The 15,701-nt window shown below is 59.1% G+C and carries 11 protein-coding genes and 1 other RNA gene; 2 read left to right on the plus strand and 10 right to left on the minus strand.

All coding sequences use genetic code 11. From position 1 onward, the window contains the following. Positions 1–21: 21 nt before the first annotated feature. Positions 22–2,013 carry a PAS domain-containing sensor histidine kinase gene (locus FAES_RS17530; protein ID WP_015332570.1) on the plus strand — a complete coding sequence of 664 codons (1,992 nt, stop codon included), beginning with the start codon at positions 22–24 and terminating at the stop codon, positions 2,011–2,013. A gap of 70 nt (positions 2,014–2,083) precedes the next feature. Here the strand turns inward: FAES_RS17530 and FAES_RS17535 are convergent, their stop codons facing one another. The 8 genes from FAES_RS17535 to FAES_RS17565 all read right to left on the minus strand — a co-directional run bounded on the left by FAES_RS17535 (position 2,084) and on the right by FAES_RS17565 (position 12,747). Then, a complete protein-coding gene (locus FAES_RS17535) occupies positions 2,084–3,130 on the minus strand; it encodes an acyl-CoA reductase (protein ID WP_015332571.1) in 1,047 nt (348 codons plus the stop codon). A gap of 94 nt (positions 3,131–3,224) precedes the next feature. Next, complete coding sequence (trmD, locus tag FAES_RS17540) at positions 3,225–3,902, minus strand: tRNA (guanosine(37)-N1)-methyltransferase TrmD (RefSeq protein WP_015332572.1); 678 nt, start codon at positions 3,900–3,902, stop codon at positions 3,225–3,227. A gap of 96 nt (positions 3,903–3,998) precedes the next feature. Continuing rightward, positions 3,999–4,565 carry a ribosome maturation factor RimM gene (gene rimM / locus FAES_RS17545; protein WP_015332573.1) on the minus strand — a complete coding sequence of 189 codons (567 nt, stop codon included), beginning with the start codon at positions 4,563–4,565 and terminating at the stop codon, positions 3,999–4,001. A gap of 215 nt (positions 4,566–4,780) precedes the next feature. Continuing rightward, a complete protein-coding gene (locus FAES_RS17550) occupies positions 4,781–5,344 on the minus strand; it encodes a 30S ribosomal protein S16 (protein ID WP_015332574.1) in 564 nt (187 codons plus the stop codon). 199 nt (positions 5,345–5,543) lie between these two features. Beyond that, positions 5,544–6,045: RNase P RNA component class A (rnpB, locus tag FAES_RS29390), an RNA gene on the minus strand. 157 nt (positions 6,046–6,202) lie between these two features. Beyond that, on the minus strand, positions 6,203–7,021 hold the full coding sequence (locus FAES_RS17555; RefSeq protein ID WP_015332575.1) for an alpha/beta fold hydrolase: 819 nt from the start codon (positions 7,019–7,021) through the stop codon (positions 6,203–6,205). Positions 7,022–7,063: 42 nt separating this feature from the next. Then, positions 7,064–9,469, minus strand: a complete 2,406-nt coding sequence (locus FAES_RS17560; protein ID WP_015332576.1) for a leucine-rich repeat domain-containing protein — start codon at positions 9,467–9,469, stop codon at positions 7,064–7,066. A gap of 5 nt (positions 9,470–9,474) precedes the next feature. Continuing rightward, positions 9,475–12,747 carry a leucine-rich repeat domain-containing protein gene (locus FAES_RS17565; protein ID WP_015332577.1) on the minus strand — a complete coding sequence of 1,091 codons (3,273 nt, stop codon included), beginning with the start codon at positions 12,745–12,747 and terminating at the stop codon, positions 9,475–9,477. A 119-nt stretch (positions 12,748–12,866) separates the two neighbouring features. Here FAES_RS17565 and FAES_RS17570 point away from each other — a divergent pair, with 119 nt between their 5' ends. After that, the gene (locus tag FAES_RS17570) at positions 12,867–13,928 is read left to right on the plus strand and encodes an agmatine deiminase family protein (protein ID WP_015332578.1); all 1,062 of its coding nucleotides are present in this window, start codon (positions 12,867–12,869) and stop codon (positions 13,926–13,928) included. 94 nt (positions 13,929–14,022) lie between these two features. Here the strand turns inward: FAES_RS17570 and FAES_RS17575 are convergent, their stop codons facing one another. Both FAES_RS17575 and FAES_RS17580 read right to left on the minus strand, forming a co-directional pair. Then, positions 14,023–14,652, minus strand: a complete 630-nt coding sequence (locus FAES_RS17575; RefSeq protein WP_041258053.1) for a CAP domain-containing protein — start codon at positions 14,650–14,652, stop codon at positions 14,023–14,025. A 203-nt stretch (positions 14,653–14,855) separates the two neighbouring features. Then, entirely contained in the window at positions 14,856–15,665 is an 810-nt protein-coding gene (locus FAES_RS17580) for an SDR family oxidoreductase (protein WP_015332580.1), read from the minus strand. Positions 15,666–15,701 lie beyond the last annotated feature (36 nt).

Consider the following 15,701-nt stretch of genomic DNA (forward strand, 5'->3'; position numbering starts at 1 on the left):
ACGCAGGTTTACTCAACGGACATGACGTCACTTGCTGACTCGGCCCCGCATTTTGGGGAGGGTATATCCACTTCACAACTTTGGTCGGTGCTCAATGCCGCCCCCAGCGGCATGGCCCTGCTTACGGCGGTCCGATCGCCCGAAAACCCCGAACTGATTGTCGATTTCCGTTACCGGCTCGCCAATCAGGCGCATGCCGCCGTCACGCCTTTTTCCTTCGACGAGCTACCGGGCATGCGCGTGTCGGCCTTGTTTCCCACGTTAGCACAACACCCATTCTTCACCCAGTTTGCCGACGCCATTCGCACGCAGCAGCCGAGCCGTTCTGAACACATGTACCAGGCCGACGGCCTCGATGGGTGGTTTTCGGTGCGGGTAGCCCCCAGTGGCGATGACCTAATCCTGACCTACGACGACATTACCGATGCACAACGGGCGCAGGCCGACGCGCAACGGCATGCCCAGGAACTGCGGGCGATTTTCGACGCCTCCATCAACAGCATCATTGCCATGACGGCCATCCGCGATGAGCAGCACGACATCATCGATTTTCGGATGGATATGGCCAACGAATCGGTTCTGAAAAGCAACTTCATGAAGCCCGAGCAGATCATCGGGCGGCGCTTGCTGGTTGTTTTCCCCGGCAACCGCGACAACGGCTTTTTCGATCTATACAGGCGGGTGATGGCTACGGGCATTGCCGAAGAAAGCACCCAATACTACCGCGACGACTTTGGGCTGGAAGGCTGGTTCGAGGTGTCGGCGGTGCGGCAATCGCCCAACCAGCTGGTGGTTACGTACAATAACGTGACGGGCATCAAACGGCAGGAACTGGAACTGCAACGCACCAATGAGCGGCTCGTGCAGATCAACGACAGCGCTCTGTCGGGCATCGCGGCCTACACGGCCATCCGCGAACCCGGCCCCGATGGGCAACCCGGTCCCATCATCGACTTTGTGTATGACAGCTTCAACCGCCGGGCCGAAGAGCTTACCGGCCTGAAAGCCAGCGATATGGTAGGAAATCGGGTGGTTCAGTTATTTCCCCACGTAAAAACCTCCGGCCTGTTCGACAAATGGGTGCAGCTCGTCGAAACGGGGGAGCCGATGCGGTATACCAGTTTTTACAACGGGCAGGGGAAGGAGCTGTGGTACGACACGCAGGCGGTGAAGTGGAGCGATGGCTTCATCCAGTCGTATATCGATATTTCGGCCAGCGTGACCTACCAGCGCGGGCTCGAGCAGGCCAACCAGGTGCTTCGGCAGGCCAACGAAAACCTCCAGCAGTTTGCCTACGTGGCCTCGCACGATTTGCAGGAACCCCTCCGCAAAATCGTCACGATCTGCGGCCTGCTGATCGAGCAATATGCCGACGCGTTGGGGGCCGATGGCCACGATCTGTTGATACGGGTGCATCGGTCGGCCCAGCGGATGACGGTGCTGGTTAAAGATTTGCTGGCTTACTCGCGGCTGGCAACGCCCGAGGTGGTGCGTGAACCGGTGGATCTCAATCTGGTGCTCAGCGACGTACTGACGGACCTCGATCAGTTGATCGCCGAGCATAGCGCCGTTATCAACGCCGATTCGCTGCCGACGCTTCAGGCCGACAGCCGACAGCTTCAGCAATTGTTGCAGAATCTGCTCTCCAACGCCATCAAGTACGTGCAGCCGGGCACCACGCCGCAGGTCCACATCCGCAGTACGCTCCATTCGCGGGAAGCGCTGGCGCTGCTGCTGACGCCCCCCGAAAGCAGTACGATCACCGCCCCGGCCTACTACGAACTGACGATCACCGACAATGGCATCGGCTTTCGGCCCGAATACCGCGATCGGATCTTTGGCACGTTCCAGCGCCTGCATACGGCAAGCAGTCCCTACGAAGGCACCGGCATCGGCCTGGCCATTGTGAAGCGCGTTGCCGAAAACCACGGCGCGTTCGTTATCGCCGACAGCGAAGAAGGGAAAGGCGCTACGTTCCGTGTTTTCTGGCCGGCAGAATCGATTAATGTCTAAGGTTAAAGGTTGGCTGGCGCAAGCCTAGTCAGGCGCCAGCCAACCTTTAACCTTTAGACGTTGAACGGCTTTACAACGTACCCAGAAACGCCATCGTATCTACGCCGTCGGGGTAGTCGACGAGGCGGGGGTATTGGGTCTGTCCGAACGGCACCGAACCGGCATACCAGCCTTCAGCCGATGCCACCACCTGAATTTTGTCGGCATGGCTCGCCAGCAACGTACCCAGGTGTTCCTGATCGCGGTAGAGCTGGTAATAAATCACCGAAATGGGCGACACCAGGTTAGCCGGATCGGGGGCTTCGGTTACCATCAGGAAACCATTATCGAGGTGCGGCACCCGGTTGACGAGGTAAATCGACTTGTTGTAATCGTAATTGTTGAGGTACTTATGGTGCGCCATGTACGTCGCCGTGCGGGGTTCGAGCGTACGGAGCAGCGGGGTAAAATCATAGGCGGGTTCACCCTCGTAGGCATCGGGCACAAACAGCGTCGACACGTTGCGGCAGCCCAGCCCGTAATAGGCCAGGATGTCGTTGCCGAGGCGTTCGAGCTGCGCGTCATCTTCGGCCCCCGTCAGCACCGCCACCGACGTGCGGTTCCGGCGGATGATGTGGGGTTTCTTACTGAAATACTGCTCGAAGTACCGCGCCGAGTTGTCGCTGCCCGTGGCAATGAAGGCATCGGCCGCGTTGAGCCGCTCCACCACCTGAATACGATCGGCAAAGGCAGGCTCCACCTCCAGCAGCGACCGGATCAGGAAGCGCATCAGCATTTCGTCCTGGCTGCTCAATTTGGCCAGCAGGCTATGGCCGCTGATGAGCACACACAACAGATCGTGGAAACCCACCGCCGGGATATTACCCGCCATCACGACCCCGACTTGCCGGGGCTCGGCTGGCTCAGCCGGATAGTGCGAAAGCCAGTTGGTGAGGGCGTCGCGGGTGAGCATCTGACCCGCAATGGCGTCGAGCGACCGCAGCCCGTTCTCAACCGTGAACCAGTTATTTTTAGAGAAAGCCCGATGGGCTGCTTCCTCGCGGTCGGCCAGGCGGGCCGGGTCGCGCAGCAGCTCACCGAGTTTACTGAACGCGTCGAGTCGTTGGGTACGTGTCATAGCTAAATGAAAAATGTAGACTGAATAATGTACAATGGCTTAGCACCGAAGTCCCCTTGCTGTACCTCACCCAGTAGTCAGTATACATTGTACATTACTCATTAAGTAAATCCGGTCGTCTGGCTTTGGTTCGGGCAAGAGCCTGTTCGTAGCGCCAGTTGTCGATGTTGGCTTCGTGGCCCGACAGCAGAATATCGGGTACGTTCCAGCCTTCGAACGACGCGGGGCGGGTGTAGATGGGTGGCGCCAGCAGGTTATCCTGAAACGAGTCGGTCAGGGCCGAGGTTTCGTCGCCCAGCACACCGGGGATGAGCCGGATGATGGCGTCGGACAGCACGGCGGCAGCCAGTTCACCCCCACTCAGCACGTAGTCGCCGATGCTGATTTCGCGGGTGATAAAGTGTTCGCGTACCCGTTCGTCGACGCCCTTGTAGTGGCCGCAGAGGATAATCAGGTGCTGGGCCAGCGACAGCCGGTTCACCAGGGGTTGGGCCAGCCGTTCGCCGTCGGGCGTCATGTAGATGACCTCGTCGTAGGTACGTTCGGCCTGCAAGGTCCGGATGCACTTGGCGATGGGTTCGATCTGCATCACCATACCCGCGCCGCCCCCAAACGGGTAATCGTCGACCCGCCGGTGTTTGTCGGCGGTGTAGTCGCGGAGGTCATGCACCACTACCTCCACGTGCTGCCCCTGCTGCGCCCGTTGCAGAATGGAATGCCCGAAAAAACTGTCTAACAACCTGGGCAGGCAGGTGATGATATCGATGCGCATAGTGTAAGTTGAGGTTCAACGTTTAATGTCCAATGTGTGTTGGCACCTGACTAAGATGCGTCAGCCAACGTTAGACATTGAACGTTGGACGTTGAATCAGTTCTCTTCATCATCCCCATCGGTGGGTTCACCGGCGTCTTTCAGATAGACGTCGAGGAGGCCTTCGGGGAGGTCAACATTGAGGGTTTTGGCCGCGCGGTCTACTGTTTTCACAATCGCCGAGTTGACCGGAATCAGCACGTCCTGCCCTTTGTAACGCATATCGATCAGGTCCTGCGTGGGCATGGTCAGCACCGACGTTACGGTTCCGAGCGGACCGGCTTCTTTATCAATGATCTGAAACCCAATGATTTCGTGGTAGTAGAACCGATCGGGGTCGGTAATGTCTTCAAGGTTGTCGAGCGGGAGCCAGACGGGGCAATTGATCAGCTTCTTGGCCTCGTCGATCGTCTCAACTTCCTCCAGCGCCAGAATGGCGCGGTCGCGGTTGATCGACAGGGATTCGACGAAATACGGCAGCAGTTCGCCCCGTACTTCGATCAGCACCGAGTCCAGGTCTTCGTAGTCGGTCGGGTCGTCAACGTCCAGAAACAGCACCACTTCGCCGTTGAGGCCGTGGGTTTTGGTGATGTGCCCAACCTGGAAACAATCGTCTTTTGTCATGATTCGGGGGAACGCGGAGAATACGGATCAACCGGATGAGCGCGGATTATGGATCGAACGGAGTAAACACGGCCAGCAGGAACCCAGCCTATCAGATGCCGCTTGTTTGATCCGTGCGCAGTTGTTCAATCCGTATGGTCCGCATTCCCTGTTAATGTAAAAAAAGAGAGCCTGCTCGGGTAGAACAGGCTCGTACTTGGTCAGAAAGCGGTGGCTTATTCAGCAGCCGTTTCGTCGGTCGACGCCTCAGCAGCCGGAGCTTCTTCGGTTTCGGCCGCTGCCGGAGCCTCGTCGGCGGGGGCTTCTTCAGCGACCGGCTCTTCCACTTTGTACTTCGCCGCGATGGCTTCAGCACGGGCCGCGTTTACCTGCTGTTCAGCGGCAAGGCGCTCCTGACGTGCTTTGTCAGCTGCCTGTTTTTTCACATCAGCTGTGTCTGCCTTACGGCCAGCTTTGTTTTCTTTCCAGTCGGCCAGTTTGGCGTCGGCCTGATCCTGCGTGATGGCACCTTTTACGACACCTACCTGCAGGTGCTTCTGCAACATAACGCCTTCGTGCGACAGAATGGCACGAGTCGTATCCGTTGGTTGGGCACCCACCATCAGCCAATGTACGGCACGGCCGTTATTGAGGACGATGCGAGCCGGGTCGAGGTTGGGGTTGTACGTACCGATTTTCTCAACAAAACGGCCGTCACGAGGTGAGGTTGACTCTGCCACGACGATATCGTACATGGCCATTTTTTTGCGTCCGCGACGCGCTAAACGGATCTTAAGCATGGTTTTGCCTTTTTCCCGGAACGAACCCGTCGTTCCGATGGGGGAACACGTCCCCCGGGTTAAACGTGGCCGCAAAGGTACGGAAAAATGCGAAAAAATGCACGGGGCGTGGCGCTCGGGGCGTAGGATTAGAGGCTAAGTAGCCAATAACTCCCTGCTCCGAGCGCCACGCCCCATGCATTTCTCAGAAAAAGCGCTACAAGAGCCGGGGTCTATAAGCCGGATTCTGTCGGCCCGGCCGTACCCGTGGGCGCGCCGAACCGTCTTACCATTTATCTGGGAGGGCCGTCACCGACCCCCTCTATCGACCTACCCGCACCGGCAGTGACCCGGAGGCCATCTGGAGACGAGCCGCCCCGCATCCGGTGCTTATTTGGTCTTTCAGCCCCTAAGGTTTATCGTGCCCCGCCTGTCGCCAGCCGAGCGGTGGTCTCTTACACCCCCTTTTCACCCTTACCCTGAAGGCGTTTGCAGTTTTCAGCTTCCGGTTTTCAGTTGGCTTACGCGAGACTAAGCTTGCACCAGCCAACTAAAAACGAGAAACTGAAAACTGCAAACGCCAACGTTGGCGGTCTGTTTTCTGTGACACTGGCTGTCGGGCGGCGGTTACCCACCGCCCGCCTTCCCGTTAGGAAGTAGGGTGCTCTGTGCTGTCCGGACTTTCCTCCCCGCCGAAGCGAGGCGGTAAGACGACCCCGGCCCATTGCAACGCGGGGCAAAGGTAGGGAATGTACAATGAATAATGCGGTCCGCCGCTGCGGTACGATGCACAATGGGCTGACGCGAGATCACACTTGCGTCAGCCCATTGTGCATCGTACCGCAGCGGCGGACCGCATTATTCATCATTCATTATTCATCATTCATTCGTTAAAAAGGCCATCACCTGCCGGGCGAACGGGAGGGTATTCATGGTGGTGTTGTGGTTGCCGGGTACGCTCACCTGCTTAGCATGGGGCAGGATGGCGGCCAGATCGGCGGCTTTTCCGTTGTCTTCATCCTGATCGCCCGCAATCACCAGCACGGGCTGCTGAATATGCCGCAGCTGATCGGGCGACGTGACGGGTTGCGCCTGTTGCATGAACTTCAGGGCCGTGGTGTCGGCGCCCGATTTGAGCGCGTAGTCGATGGCCGGTTGCAGCTCGGGGTGGCTACCGGGGCGGGCCAGGGCTTCGTAGAAATTACGCCGCCGGACCCAGTTCGGGTCCGAAAAATCGAGGCCCATACCACCCAGCACGGCCTTGCGAACCAGTTTCTTGGGCGTAACGGCCAGCAGCCGCGCCGCCACGATAGCCCCGCGTGAGTAGCCGACCACGTCGTATTGCAGATGGCCCAGGTGCTGCATCAGGGCGGCGATGTCTTTTACTTCGGCGTCGTGCTGATAGGCCGTCAGCGTATGGGGCTTGTCGGACCGGCCATTACCCCGCAGGTCGAGCGTGACGACGGTGAAGCCCGAATCGGCCAGCATCTGCGTGAGTGGTGCCCGCTTCCAGGAGTCGCCGTTGACGATGAAGCCGTGCAGCAGCACCACCGCCCGCGGGCCTTTGCCCAGCACGTCGTAGTGAATCTGGGTGCCATCAAATGATTTAAACAGAGGTTCGCGGGCGGTTTGAGCCAGCAGCGGGGTAGTCAGGAGGCAGCTCAGCAGCGCGCACAGGCCAAGTTTCAGACGGGTCATCGGGGATCTGGATTGGTACGATAAGCAGCGAAGCCAGGTACGTTACTCTGCCGCTTTCGCCAGGGCTTTGGCCAATTCGCTTTTCGGTCGAAAAAAGCGGTTTAGCTGCGGTGGCAGGTTGTTGTCGGCCAGGTTGATCTGCGTCAGGTTGGGCATGTCGAGGAGACTGTTGGGCAATTGGCTCAGGCGGTTCTGCATGAGGTTCAGGTTGACCAGAGAAAGCTTGGACCAGACGATGCCCGACAGGTCGGTGATGCCGCAGTTGATGAACGAGAGGGTTTGCAGGCGCGGCAGGGCAGCCGACAACCGCAGGGCGTCGCCACCGTCGAAGGCCTGCTGCTGCTGCACCGTCAGGTCGGTGAGGGCGGGGCAATTGACCAGATCAGCAGGCAGGTTGGTTAGTCGCCCCAGCCCCGAGCCCGTCGTCGAATCGGACCGGGCCGACACCACCAGTTGCCTGAGCCGGGTGAGCTTACCCATGCGCTCGGGCAGGCCAATCAGTTTGTTGCCCGACAGGGTGAGCACCGTCAGGCTGCGGCAGTCAGTGAGGGCGTCGGGCAGCAGCACGAGTTGATCACTTTCGATGGTCAGGTCTTCGAGTTGCTGCCAGTTGCCAATCTGATCGGGCAGGCGGCGCAGGTAAGGGAGTTGCAGCGAGGCCGTTCGTAGCCGTTGCCACCCCCCCACCGAAGCTGGCAGGATTTCCAGCGGGTTGTTGCCAATGACGACGGCCGTGAGCGACGTCAGGCTCCCGATGGATTCGGGCAGTTCCCGGAGCCGGTTGTTGCCCAGTTCCAGCCACGACAGGCGGCTCAACTGCCCTATGCGCTGGGGCAAGGCCGTCAGTTGGTTATCGCCGAGGGTCAGCATCTCCAACGAATCGAGCTGACCGATGGTCTCGGGCAGGCTCGTGAGTGGGTTACCCGCCAGCGTCAGGCTTCGCAGCCGCCGGAGTTCACCCACGGCATCGGGTACGTTCGTCAATTGATTATCGGACAGATACAGGTGACGAACCTGCGCCAGTTCGACGGGGAAGCGCGTCAGTTGATTGGTGAAGGCCGCCAGCCGTTCCAGCGCCGGTAGCTGCCGGAGACTGCCAGGCAGATCGGTCAGGTCATTCATCGACACGTTGAGGTCGCGCAGTTGCCGTAGCTGGCCCAGCGATTCGGGCAGGCGGGTGAGGTGGTTCTGCGTGGCCGTCAGGTACGTTAGCTGGCCTAGCTGCCCCAGCGTTGCGGGGAGTTCGGTCAGTTCGCAGCGATCGAGGCTAAGCTGCCGCAGCCGGGTCAGCCGACCTACCAAAGCGGGTAACGTCTGAAGCGGATTCCGGTCGAGGTGCAGTTCTTCTAACCGCGTCAGGTTGTCCAGACTCTCTGGTAACGCCGTTAGTTCACAGTCGACCAGCGACAGCGTCACCAATTGCGGGTTGGCAAGCAGGCTCCTGGGCAGTGCGGCAAGCCGAATGCCGTCGAGCGTCAGGTGTCGAAGCGTCGTTACGCCCGCCAGTGTCGAATCGAGGTCGACCGCTTTTTCCTCTTTGCCGTACCGGCTCAGGTGCAGGCTTTGTAGGGCAGGCAGCGCGGCAAGGCGAAGACGAGGCAGCCTGTCAGCCGGCCCTACGTAATCCAGATCGAGGGTTTCCAGGCGTTGAAGTGATGTAAACAGGGCATTCATGTCGGCCAGTTGACCACTGCTGAACGTTAACTTTCGGAGGTTCGTCAAGCGGCCTAAGCCGATCAACCAGTCGGGCCGAGTATCGAAGCCGTTGACAGTCAGTTCGCGAAGTTGGGGCAGCAGTGCCCAGTCGGCGGCGGTGGGTAACTCGGCGGATGTGTCCCAGAGATACAGGGTTAGGCTTTCCAGCGCGGGCAACCGACTCAGTTGCGACAAGGCCTGCCGCACGTTCAGGTTCGTACTAAGGGTCAGTTCGCGCACCGACGTGAGTCTGTCCCAACCTGTTTGCGGTAACGTGGGTAAAAACGTTGTCTCTGAAATGGTTTTCTGCCCGCCTTTTCCGTCGGGCACCATCGTGTAGGATCGGGGGCGATACTCAGCCCCCACATTAAGACTTTGCAACGACGCCCAACCAGCCATGATGGGCAACAGGCGCTCGTTGAGCGTGCTGTCTATAAGCTCAACGACGAGTTTGGTTGGCGACGGCAATTGCCGAAGCACCTGCCAGTCGGTGAGGGCGGGCTGCCGAACGGTGAGGTGCAGGTGGAAGGGCTGATCAGGGCGCTGAGCTACTTTCTGCGCCAGGTCGGCCCAGGACGTATAGGTAATCAGGCCCGGCCCATCTTCCCGGGGCGGCTGCCCGGTTGGCTGAGGTACGTACCAGAGCAGCGGTGCTTTGGCGTCAATCGATTGGGCTGCAACAGGTCTGGCTCCGCTCAGAAACAGCAGACAGATCAGGTACGTTAGCCAGCTAGAGCGGGTGGTGTAGCTCATGGTTTCTAGTCGACAACGGCAGCCTGACGTTTGGTCAGGTTCGTGAGTTCAGTCAGGGCCGCCACTTTATCGGACGGAAGGCCAATTTGGGGCAGAAACGTCTCCATTAAGTCGAAACTCCAGTTATAAATTTTTTCAGGCCGTTTCCGCTGCTGCTCGGCCAGCGTAATCGGGGCCTGAGCGGGCGTAGTGGCATTGGTCAGCACATCGACACAGGCCTTCAGGTAGTCGAACAGGGTCGTGTAGCCACCTCGATAGTCCGATAGATTGGGAGTCTGTTTGCGGATCTGTTCGAGCACCGCCGCCGCTCGGGCCGGTTGGTTGGCCAGCAGGGCCAGTTCTACCTCGGTCAGCCGCTCACTGGGTCCGGCATAGGTTATAGCCGCATACACGTCGGCCGCCTTGAGTAAGCTTGCCTGCGCGTCGGCGATGCGCCGCAGGCTGGCTAAACTCCGGGCTTTTTGGGTCGTCGTGTGCGCCCGTAGCAGGTTCATCGCTTCGCTGGCTGGCAGGAGTTGCAAGGCTTTGTCAAGGTCGGTCAGTGCCCGCTCGTGCTGCCCGGCGCCAGCCCGGGCTATACCCAGTTGGGTCCACAGGGCACTGACCCGGTTCATTGGGTCAGCAGCAGGCATGCCCGCCCGCTCCAGCACCTGTTGGGTTAGTTTATCCATGGCCGCCAGCGCCTGCTCAAAATCGGTGATGGCCAACGTGTAGTCTTTTCGCGCCAGCCGCAACTCGGCCCGTAAGCTGAGCGGGACGGCTTTCAGGCTATCGGGGGCCACCAGTACGGCATTGTCAAGGGCCGCGAAGGCTTCGCCCCAGTTGCGCTGTTGTCGCTCGCGAAAGCCCGCACTCAGAAAGGCGCGCATCAGCGTGGCGTCGGGCTTTTTATCGGCGACGGGCGCGCCGCCCAACCGACTCTCGACGAACGCTACGCGCAGTTCTTCTTTTCGCCAGAAAGGCCGGTTAAACGCGCGCGGTAGCTGATGGTTATAGACCAGATTGATGGTTGTCAATTGGGGTGCCTCCAGGATGGCTTCCGGTACGTCGCGCAGGTTATTTTGCTGCAAAGACAGGGACCGAAGCGGCACTTCTTTCCAGTTGATGTCGGCCAGGTCACCGATCCCGCACTGCGTCAGGTCCAGCGTGGCTAGCTTGGGTAGGCGGGTTGTTTTTCGGATGGCATCGGCACCATCGAAATTCACCTGATGATGCACCGACAGCGTGGTCAGGTTCTTGCAGTACACCACACTATCAGGCAGTTGCAGAAGCTGCCCCGCCGGTTTGTTGGTTTCAGGGTCAATCGTACCGTCGAGTTGCAGGTGACGCAGGGCCGACAACCGCCCGACGCTGTTGGGCAGGCCGATCAGCCGACGGCTGATCACATGCAGCGTGTTCAACTGGGTCAGCGCCCCCAGGTTCTCGGGCAGGGCCAGCAGGTCAGGTACGTTGAGCCACAGGTACGTTACTTTAGTCAGTTGGGCAAACGATGCGGGCAGGGCCGTGAGGTGAGGCAGCCCAAGGCTTAGCTGGTTAAGATTCAGCAGCTTACCAAAGCTGGCGGGTAGCCCGGTGAGGGTGCTATCAGTCAGTTGCAGATACGTTAGCTGCCGACAGTCGCCGATCGACTCAGGTACGTTGCGCAGCGATCCGCCCGATAGCGTCAGGTTTCGGAGCGCCGTTAGTTGCCCGATGGTGTTGGGCAGAGCCAGCAGGCGGGTTCGGGCCAGGTGCAACGTCCGGAGCGAATCGAGTTTCCCGATGGCGTCGGGCAGGCTGGTCAGTGGGTTTTCGTCGGCCATCAGTATACGCAGGTTACGGCACAGGCCCAGTTCGGCGGGCAGGGTCGTCAGCTTGTTTCGGGCTACGTATAGGTCGGTCAACCCGCGTAACTGGCCAAGGCTGCGGGGCAGAGCCTGCAACTGGTTATTGGCCAGGGTAAGCCTGCGCAGTTGTGGCAATTGGCAAACCGCGGCGGGCAGGTCGGTGAGCTGGTTACTGCCCAGATCCAGCTCGGTCAGAGCTGTGAGTTTGCCCAGTTCGGCCGGCACGGTGCGTAGTCGCCCGTTGTTCAGGGTCAGGGCTGTCAGCGAGGTCAGGTTGCCCAGCGAGGGGGGCAACGTACCCAGCCTGCCTCCCCGGATCGATAACGCGCGCAGGCGCGGCAGGGTCGTTAGTTTCTCCGGGAATTGCCCCAGCGTGTCAAACGACTCAATCGTTAGCCTCGACAGGTGGGTGAGCTGGCTGAGCGAGCGCGTCAGTGGGGGGAGCCCACCCTCCTGCAGGCTAACGGCGTGCAAGTCCGGGTTGTCGGCCATCCAGTCGAGCGACGATAACGCAACCCCATGCAGCGATACGGAACGCAGCGAACGCAGACCACCGAGCAGCGAATCGGCCGACACGGGCGTTTGACGAATCAGGGTCAGCCCGAGGGAGTCGAGTTTACCCAACGACTTCAGGCTGAGGCCCGACAGGCTCTCTCCGTTCCGCTGGGCGCCGATGCTCAGACTACGCAGGTTGGGTAGTTGCGTCAGCAGTTGGGTCAGCGCCGTACCCGACTGATCGACGTTTGTCAACTGCAATGCCGTCAGTTGGGGTAACGTAGCCAGCAATGGCGCCAGATCGATCTTCGGGGTGATGCCGTAGACGTGCAGGGTCCGTAACTGCCGGTACTGTGTCAGGGCATTTCCCATGTTCACGACGTCATCCTCCCGCCTGATGCTATTGAGGGCCAGTTCCTGAATACCCGGCGCCTGACTAAACAGCCGTACCCCCGTTAAGGCCGACCCATTTGCCGACGAAAGCATCAGCCGCCGTATCTGCTTCAGCCCTGCGCTACCGGCTCCGCTGATGGTCGGTTGGGTTGACGACCCATCGCTTCTGTACGCAAGCGAAACGGTGGTCAGATCGGGCCAATTGGCCAGCGCCGCCAGCAACGAATCGGCCACGGATTGGGTGAGCAGCGGGGGTAGTTGCAGCGTTAGCTGCTGCACCCGTTTCACCCGCCGCAAGCTCGCCCAGTCGGCCTGTTGCCCAACCGAATCCAGCGAGACAACCAATTGAATCTGGGCACTGTCCTGCTGCGTCTGATTGGCCAGATCGGCCCAGGAGCGATACGTTCGTGTATAGTCCGACGTTTCAAAAGCGGGCATATTGGCACTGGTAACCTTAGAACGCGGGCTGTACCAGCGCATGGGTTGGGCGTACTTACCCGGCACCGATTGCCCCAGGGCCGTCACACACCACAAACAGAGTAAAGACAACAGCAGACGGGTCATAAGCAGGAATCGTATGTACTTTTGCGGAAGTGGTTGCTGTCGCCGTTCGCGGTCGTCTACGCCGCTCGCGAGTGCCCAGGCAAACGTTTCAGACAGCAATATATCAACAAAGAACAAGAATGAGTGACCTGTCAACTGATGAGTTAACGCCCGCGCAACAGGGCTTCTTTTTTCCGGCCGAATGGCACCCCCACGTGGCCACCTGGCTGAGCTGGCCCCATACCGACGCGTCGTGGAGCCGGGAGCGCCTCGAATTAATGATGCCCGCTTACCTCGATTTCATCAAGGCGATTTCAGAAAGTGAGCCTGTATGCATCAACGCCCACAACGACGTGATTATCCAGCAGGCAAAAATGCGGCTGCTGATGGCCGGGGCCAATATGGACCGGATCACGCTCCTCCCCTTCCCGACCAACGATTCGTGGTGCCGCGATCACGGCCCGGCCTTTCTGATTAACCCCGCCACCAAGGAGCGGATGATCGTGAACTGGGGCTACAACGCCTGGGGTGGCAAATACCCGCCCTACGACAAAGACGACCTGATTCCTACGGCCATTGCCCACTACCGCAAGCTCGACTACGTGACGCCGGGCATCGTGATGGAAGGGGGTTCGGTGGAGTTCAACGGGGCCGGCACGGTGCTCACGAGCCGGGCCTGCCTGCTTAACAAAAACCGGAATCCGAACCTGTCGCAGGCGCAGATCGAGCAGTATCTCTGCGATTACTACGGTGTTAAGCAGGTGCTGTGGGTGGAAGATGGCATCGTGGGCGATGATACCGATGGGCATATCGACGATACGGTGCGGTTTGTGAACGAAGACACGGTCATTGCCGCCATCGAACACAACCCCAACGATGCGAACTATGCCCCCTTGCAGGAAATTCATCACGAACTCCGGCAAATGCGGCTGCTGAACGGCAAGCCACTCAACATTGTGGAATTGCCCATGCCCGGCCCGGTCGAGAGCGATGGGCAGCGGCTACCCGCTTCCTACGCTAATTTCTTAATTACCAACGGGTCGGTGATCGTTCCGACGTTCCGTTGCGCCAATGATCAGCCCGCGCTCGATCGGATTGGTCAGTGCTTCCCAGGCCGGAAAATCATCGGTATCGACTCTACCGAGATCGTCTGGGGCCTGGGCAGCTTCCACTGCCTTAGCCAGCAGGAACCCGCTGTTTAATGAATAATGAACGATGTATAATGCACAATGGGTTGCGCCAGCAATACGCCGTGCCAACCTCATTGTACATTATACATCGTTCATTATTTATTACTTACCGCTGCGTGCCGAAGTCGTTGACCCAGTAGACGCGGTAGGTGCTGCTGGTGTTGGTAGCGTAGCCTACGCCGACTTCTTTGAACGACGGATTCATGATATTGGCGCAGTGGCCCGGCGATTTCAGCCAGCCATCCACCACGGCCCGCGCGGTGGTGTAGCCCGCGGCGATGTTCTCACCCGCCGTGCGCCAAATGTACCCTTCCCGCGTCATCCGGTCCCAGGGCTGCGACCCGTCGCGGCCGGTATGGCTGAAGTAGTTGTAGGTTGCCATGTCGAGCGCGTGTTTGTCGGAGGCGGCGTTCAGTTTGGCGTTCAGCGCGAGCGCCGGAGCCGGAGCGTAGGTCGTCGTTCCGCACAGGCACGATTTGGCGCGGGCCTGGTTCAGGTACGTCAGGATTTCCTGTTGCAACGCCGCCGACGCCGCCCGGGCATTGGCAGCCTTGCCCTGCTCCGCAAAGCCTGACACCACGCCTGACGCTTCAGCCGTAGCTGTTTCACTTGCTTTTCGAACCGACGACGTAGCGACGGGTACGGCGCCCTGCGTCGGGTCGGCTACCTGATCAGATTGACAAGCCCCAAGGCCCAGCATCGCCAGCATACCGGCGACAATAAAGGATTTTTTCATACAAGTCGGGATTGATTTCAAGGCCAGAACGGCCATATATGATCCTTATTGCATGAAAAAATCGCATCAAACACATCCTGTGCACCTACTTCGCACGATTAACCCTTGAGTATCAGTACAGTATCCGATCAGTAAATTTTAGGCACAACTAATAGGTAACAAATACGGTTACGAACGCAGTTGATTGGTAGACAAATGACTGATCAGCGCTTTAGCGGCGAATCCTTTTCTTTCGCTAACGTATTGTAAACCAGCTTATCGGCCAGACTTGGCAACCATTTATTGATAAACACGGTCAGCTTGCCCTGCGTCGTCAGGATGAGTTCGCGTTTGCGTCTCTGAACGGCTTTCAGAATATGGTCGGCGCATTCATCGGCACTCATCATATTGCCTTCGTCGCGCATGGTGTCGCCTTTGGTGCGGCCGTGGGCGTCGAGCGAGGAGAACCGGATGTTGGAGGCCGTAAAACCGGGGCAGGCCGTCAGCACGTGTACGCCGCTATGAAGCAATTCGGTGCGTAGCGCTTCCAGAAACCCGTTCATGGCAAACTTCGACGCCGAATAGCCCGTCCGGACGGGCAGGCCGCGATACCCCGCGATCGATGAAATCCCGACGATAGAGCCTTTCGTTTGCTGGATGTGCGGCAGGGCGTAGCGCGTGGCGTAGACGGTGCCCATGAAGTTGATGTCCATGAGCTTGCGCAGCACGTCGGGATCGGTTTCGGCAAACATCGCCCGCATGCTGATACCCGCGTTATTGATAAGCACGTCGATTCGGCCAAACCGACCAACGGCATCGGCCATCAGACGCTGCATATCGGCTTCGACGCTCACATCGGCCACAATAGGAAGGTTGGTAATGCCTGCCGCCGACAGTGCCTGCGCCGTTGTTTGAAGGGCGTCGGCTTTTCGACCACAGAAAACAATGGCAGCACCCGTCCGGCCAAAGGCAAAGGCCAATGCCTGCCCAATTCCCGACGAAGCCCCCGTAATCACAACTACTTTCTGATTCATCCCGCAAAGATGTGGTATTCGCACTGAAAGAGTGAT

Source organism: Fibrella aestuarina BUZ 2, from assembly GCF_000331105.1.
Classification (GTDB): Bacteria; Bacteroidota; Bacteroidia; order Cytophagales; family Spirosomataceae; genus Fibrella; species Fibrella aestuarina.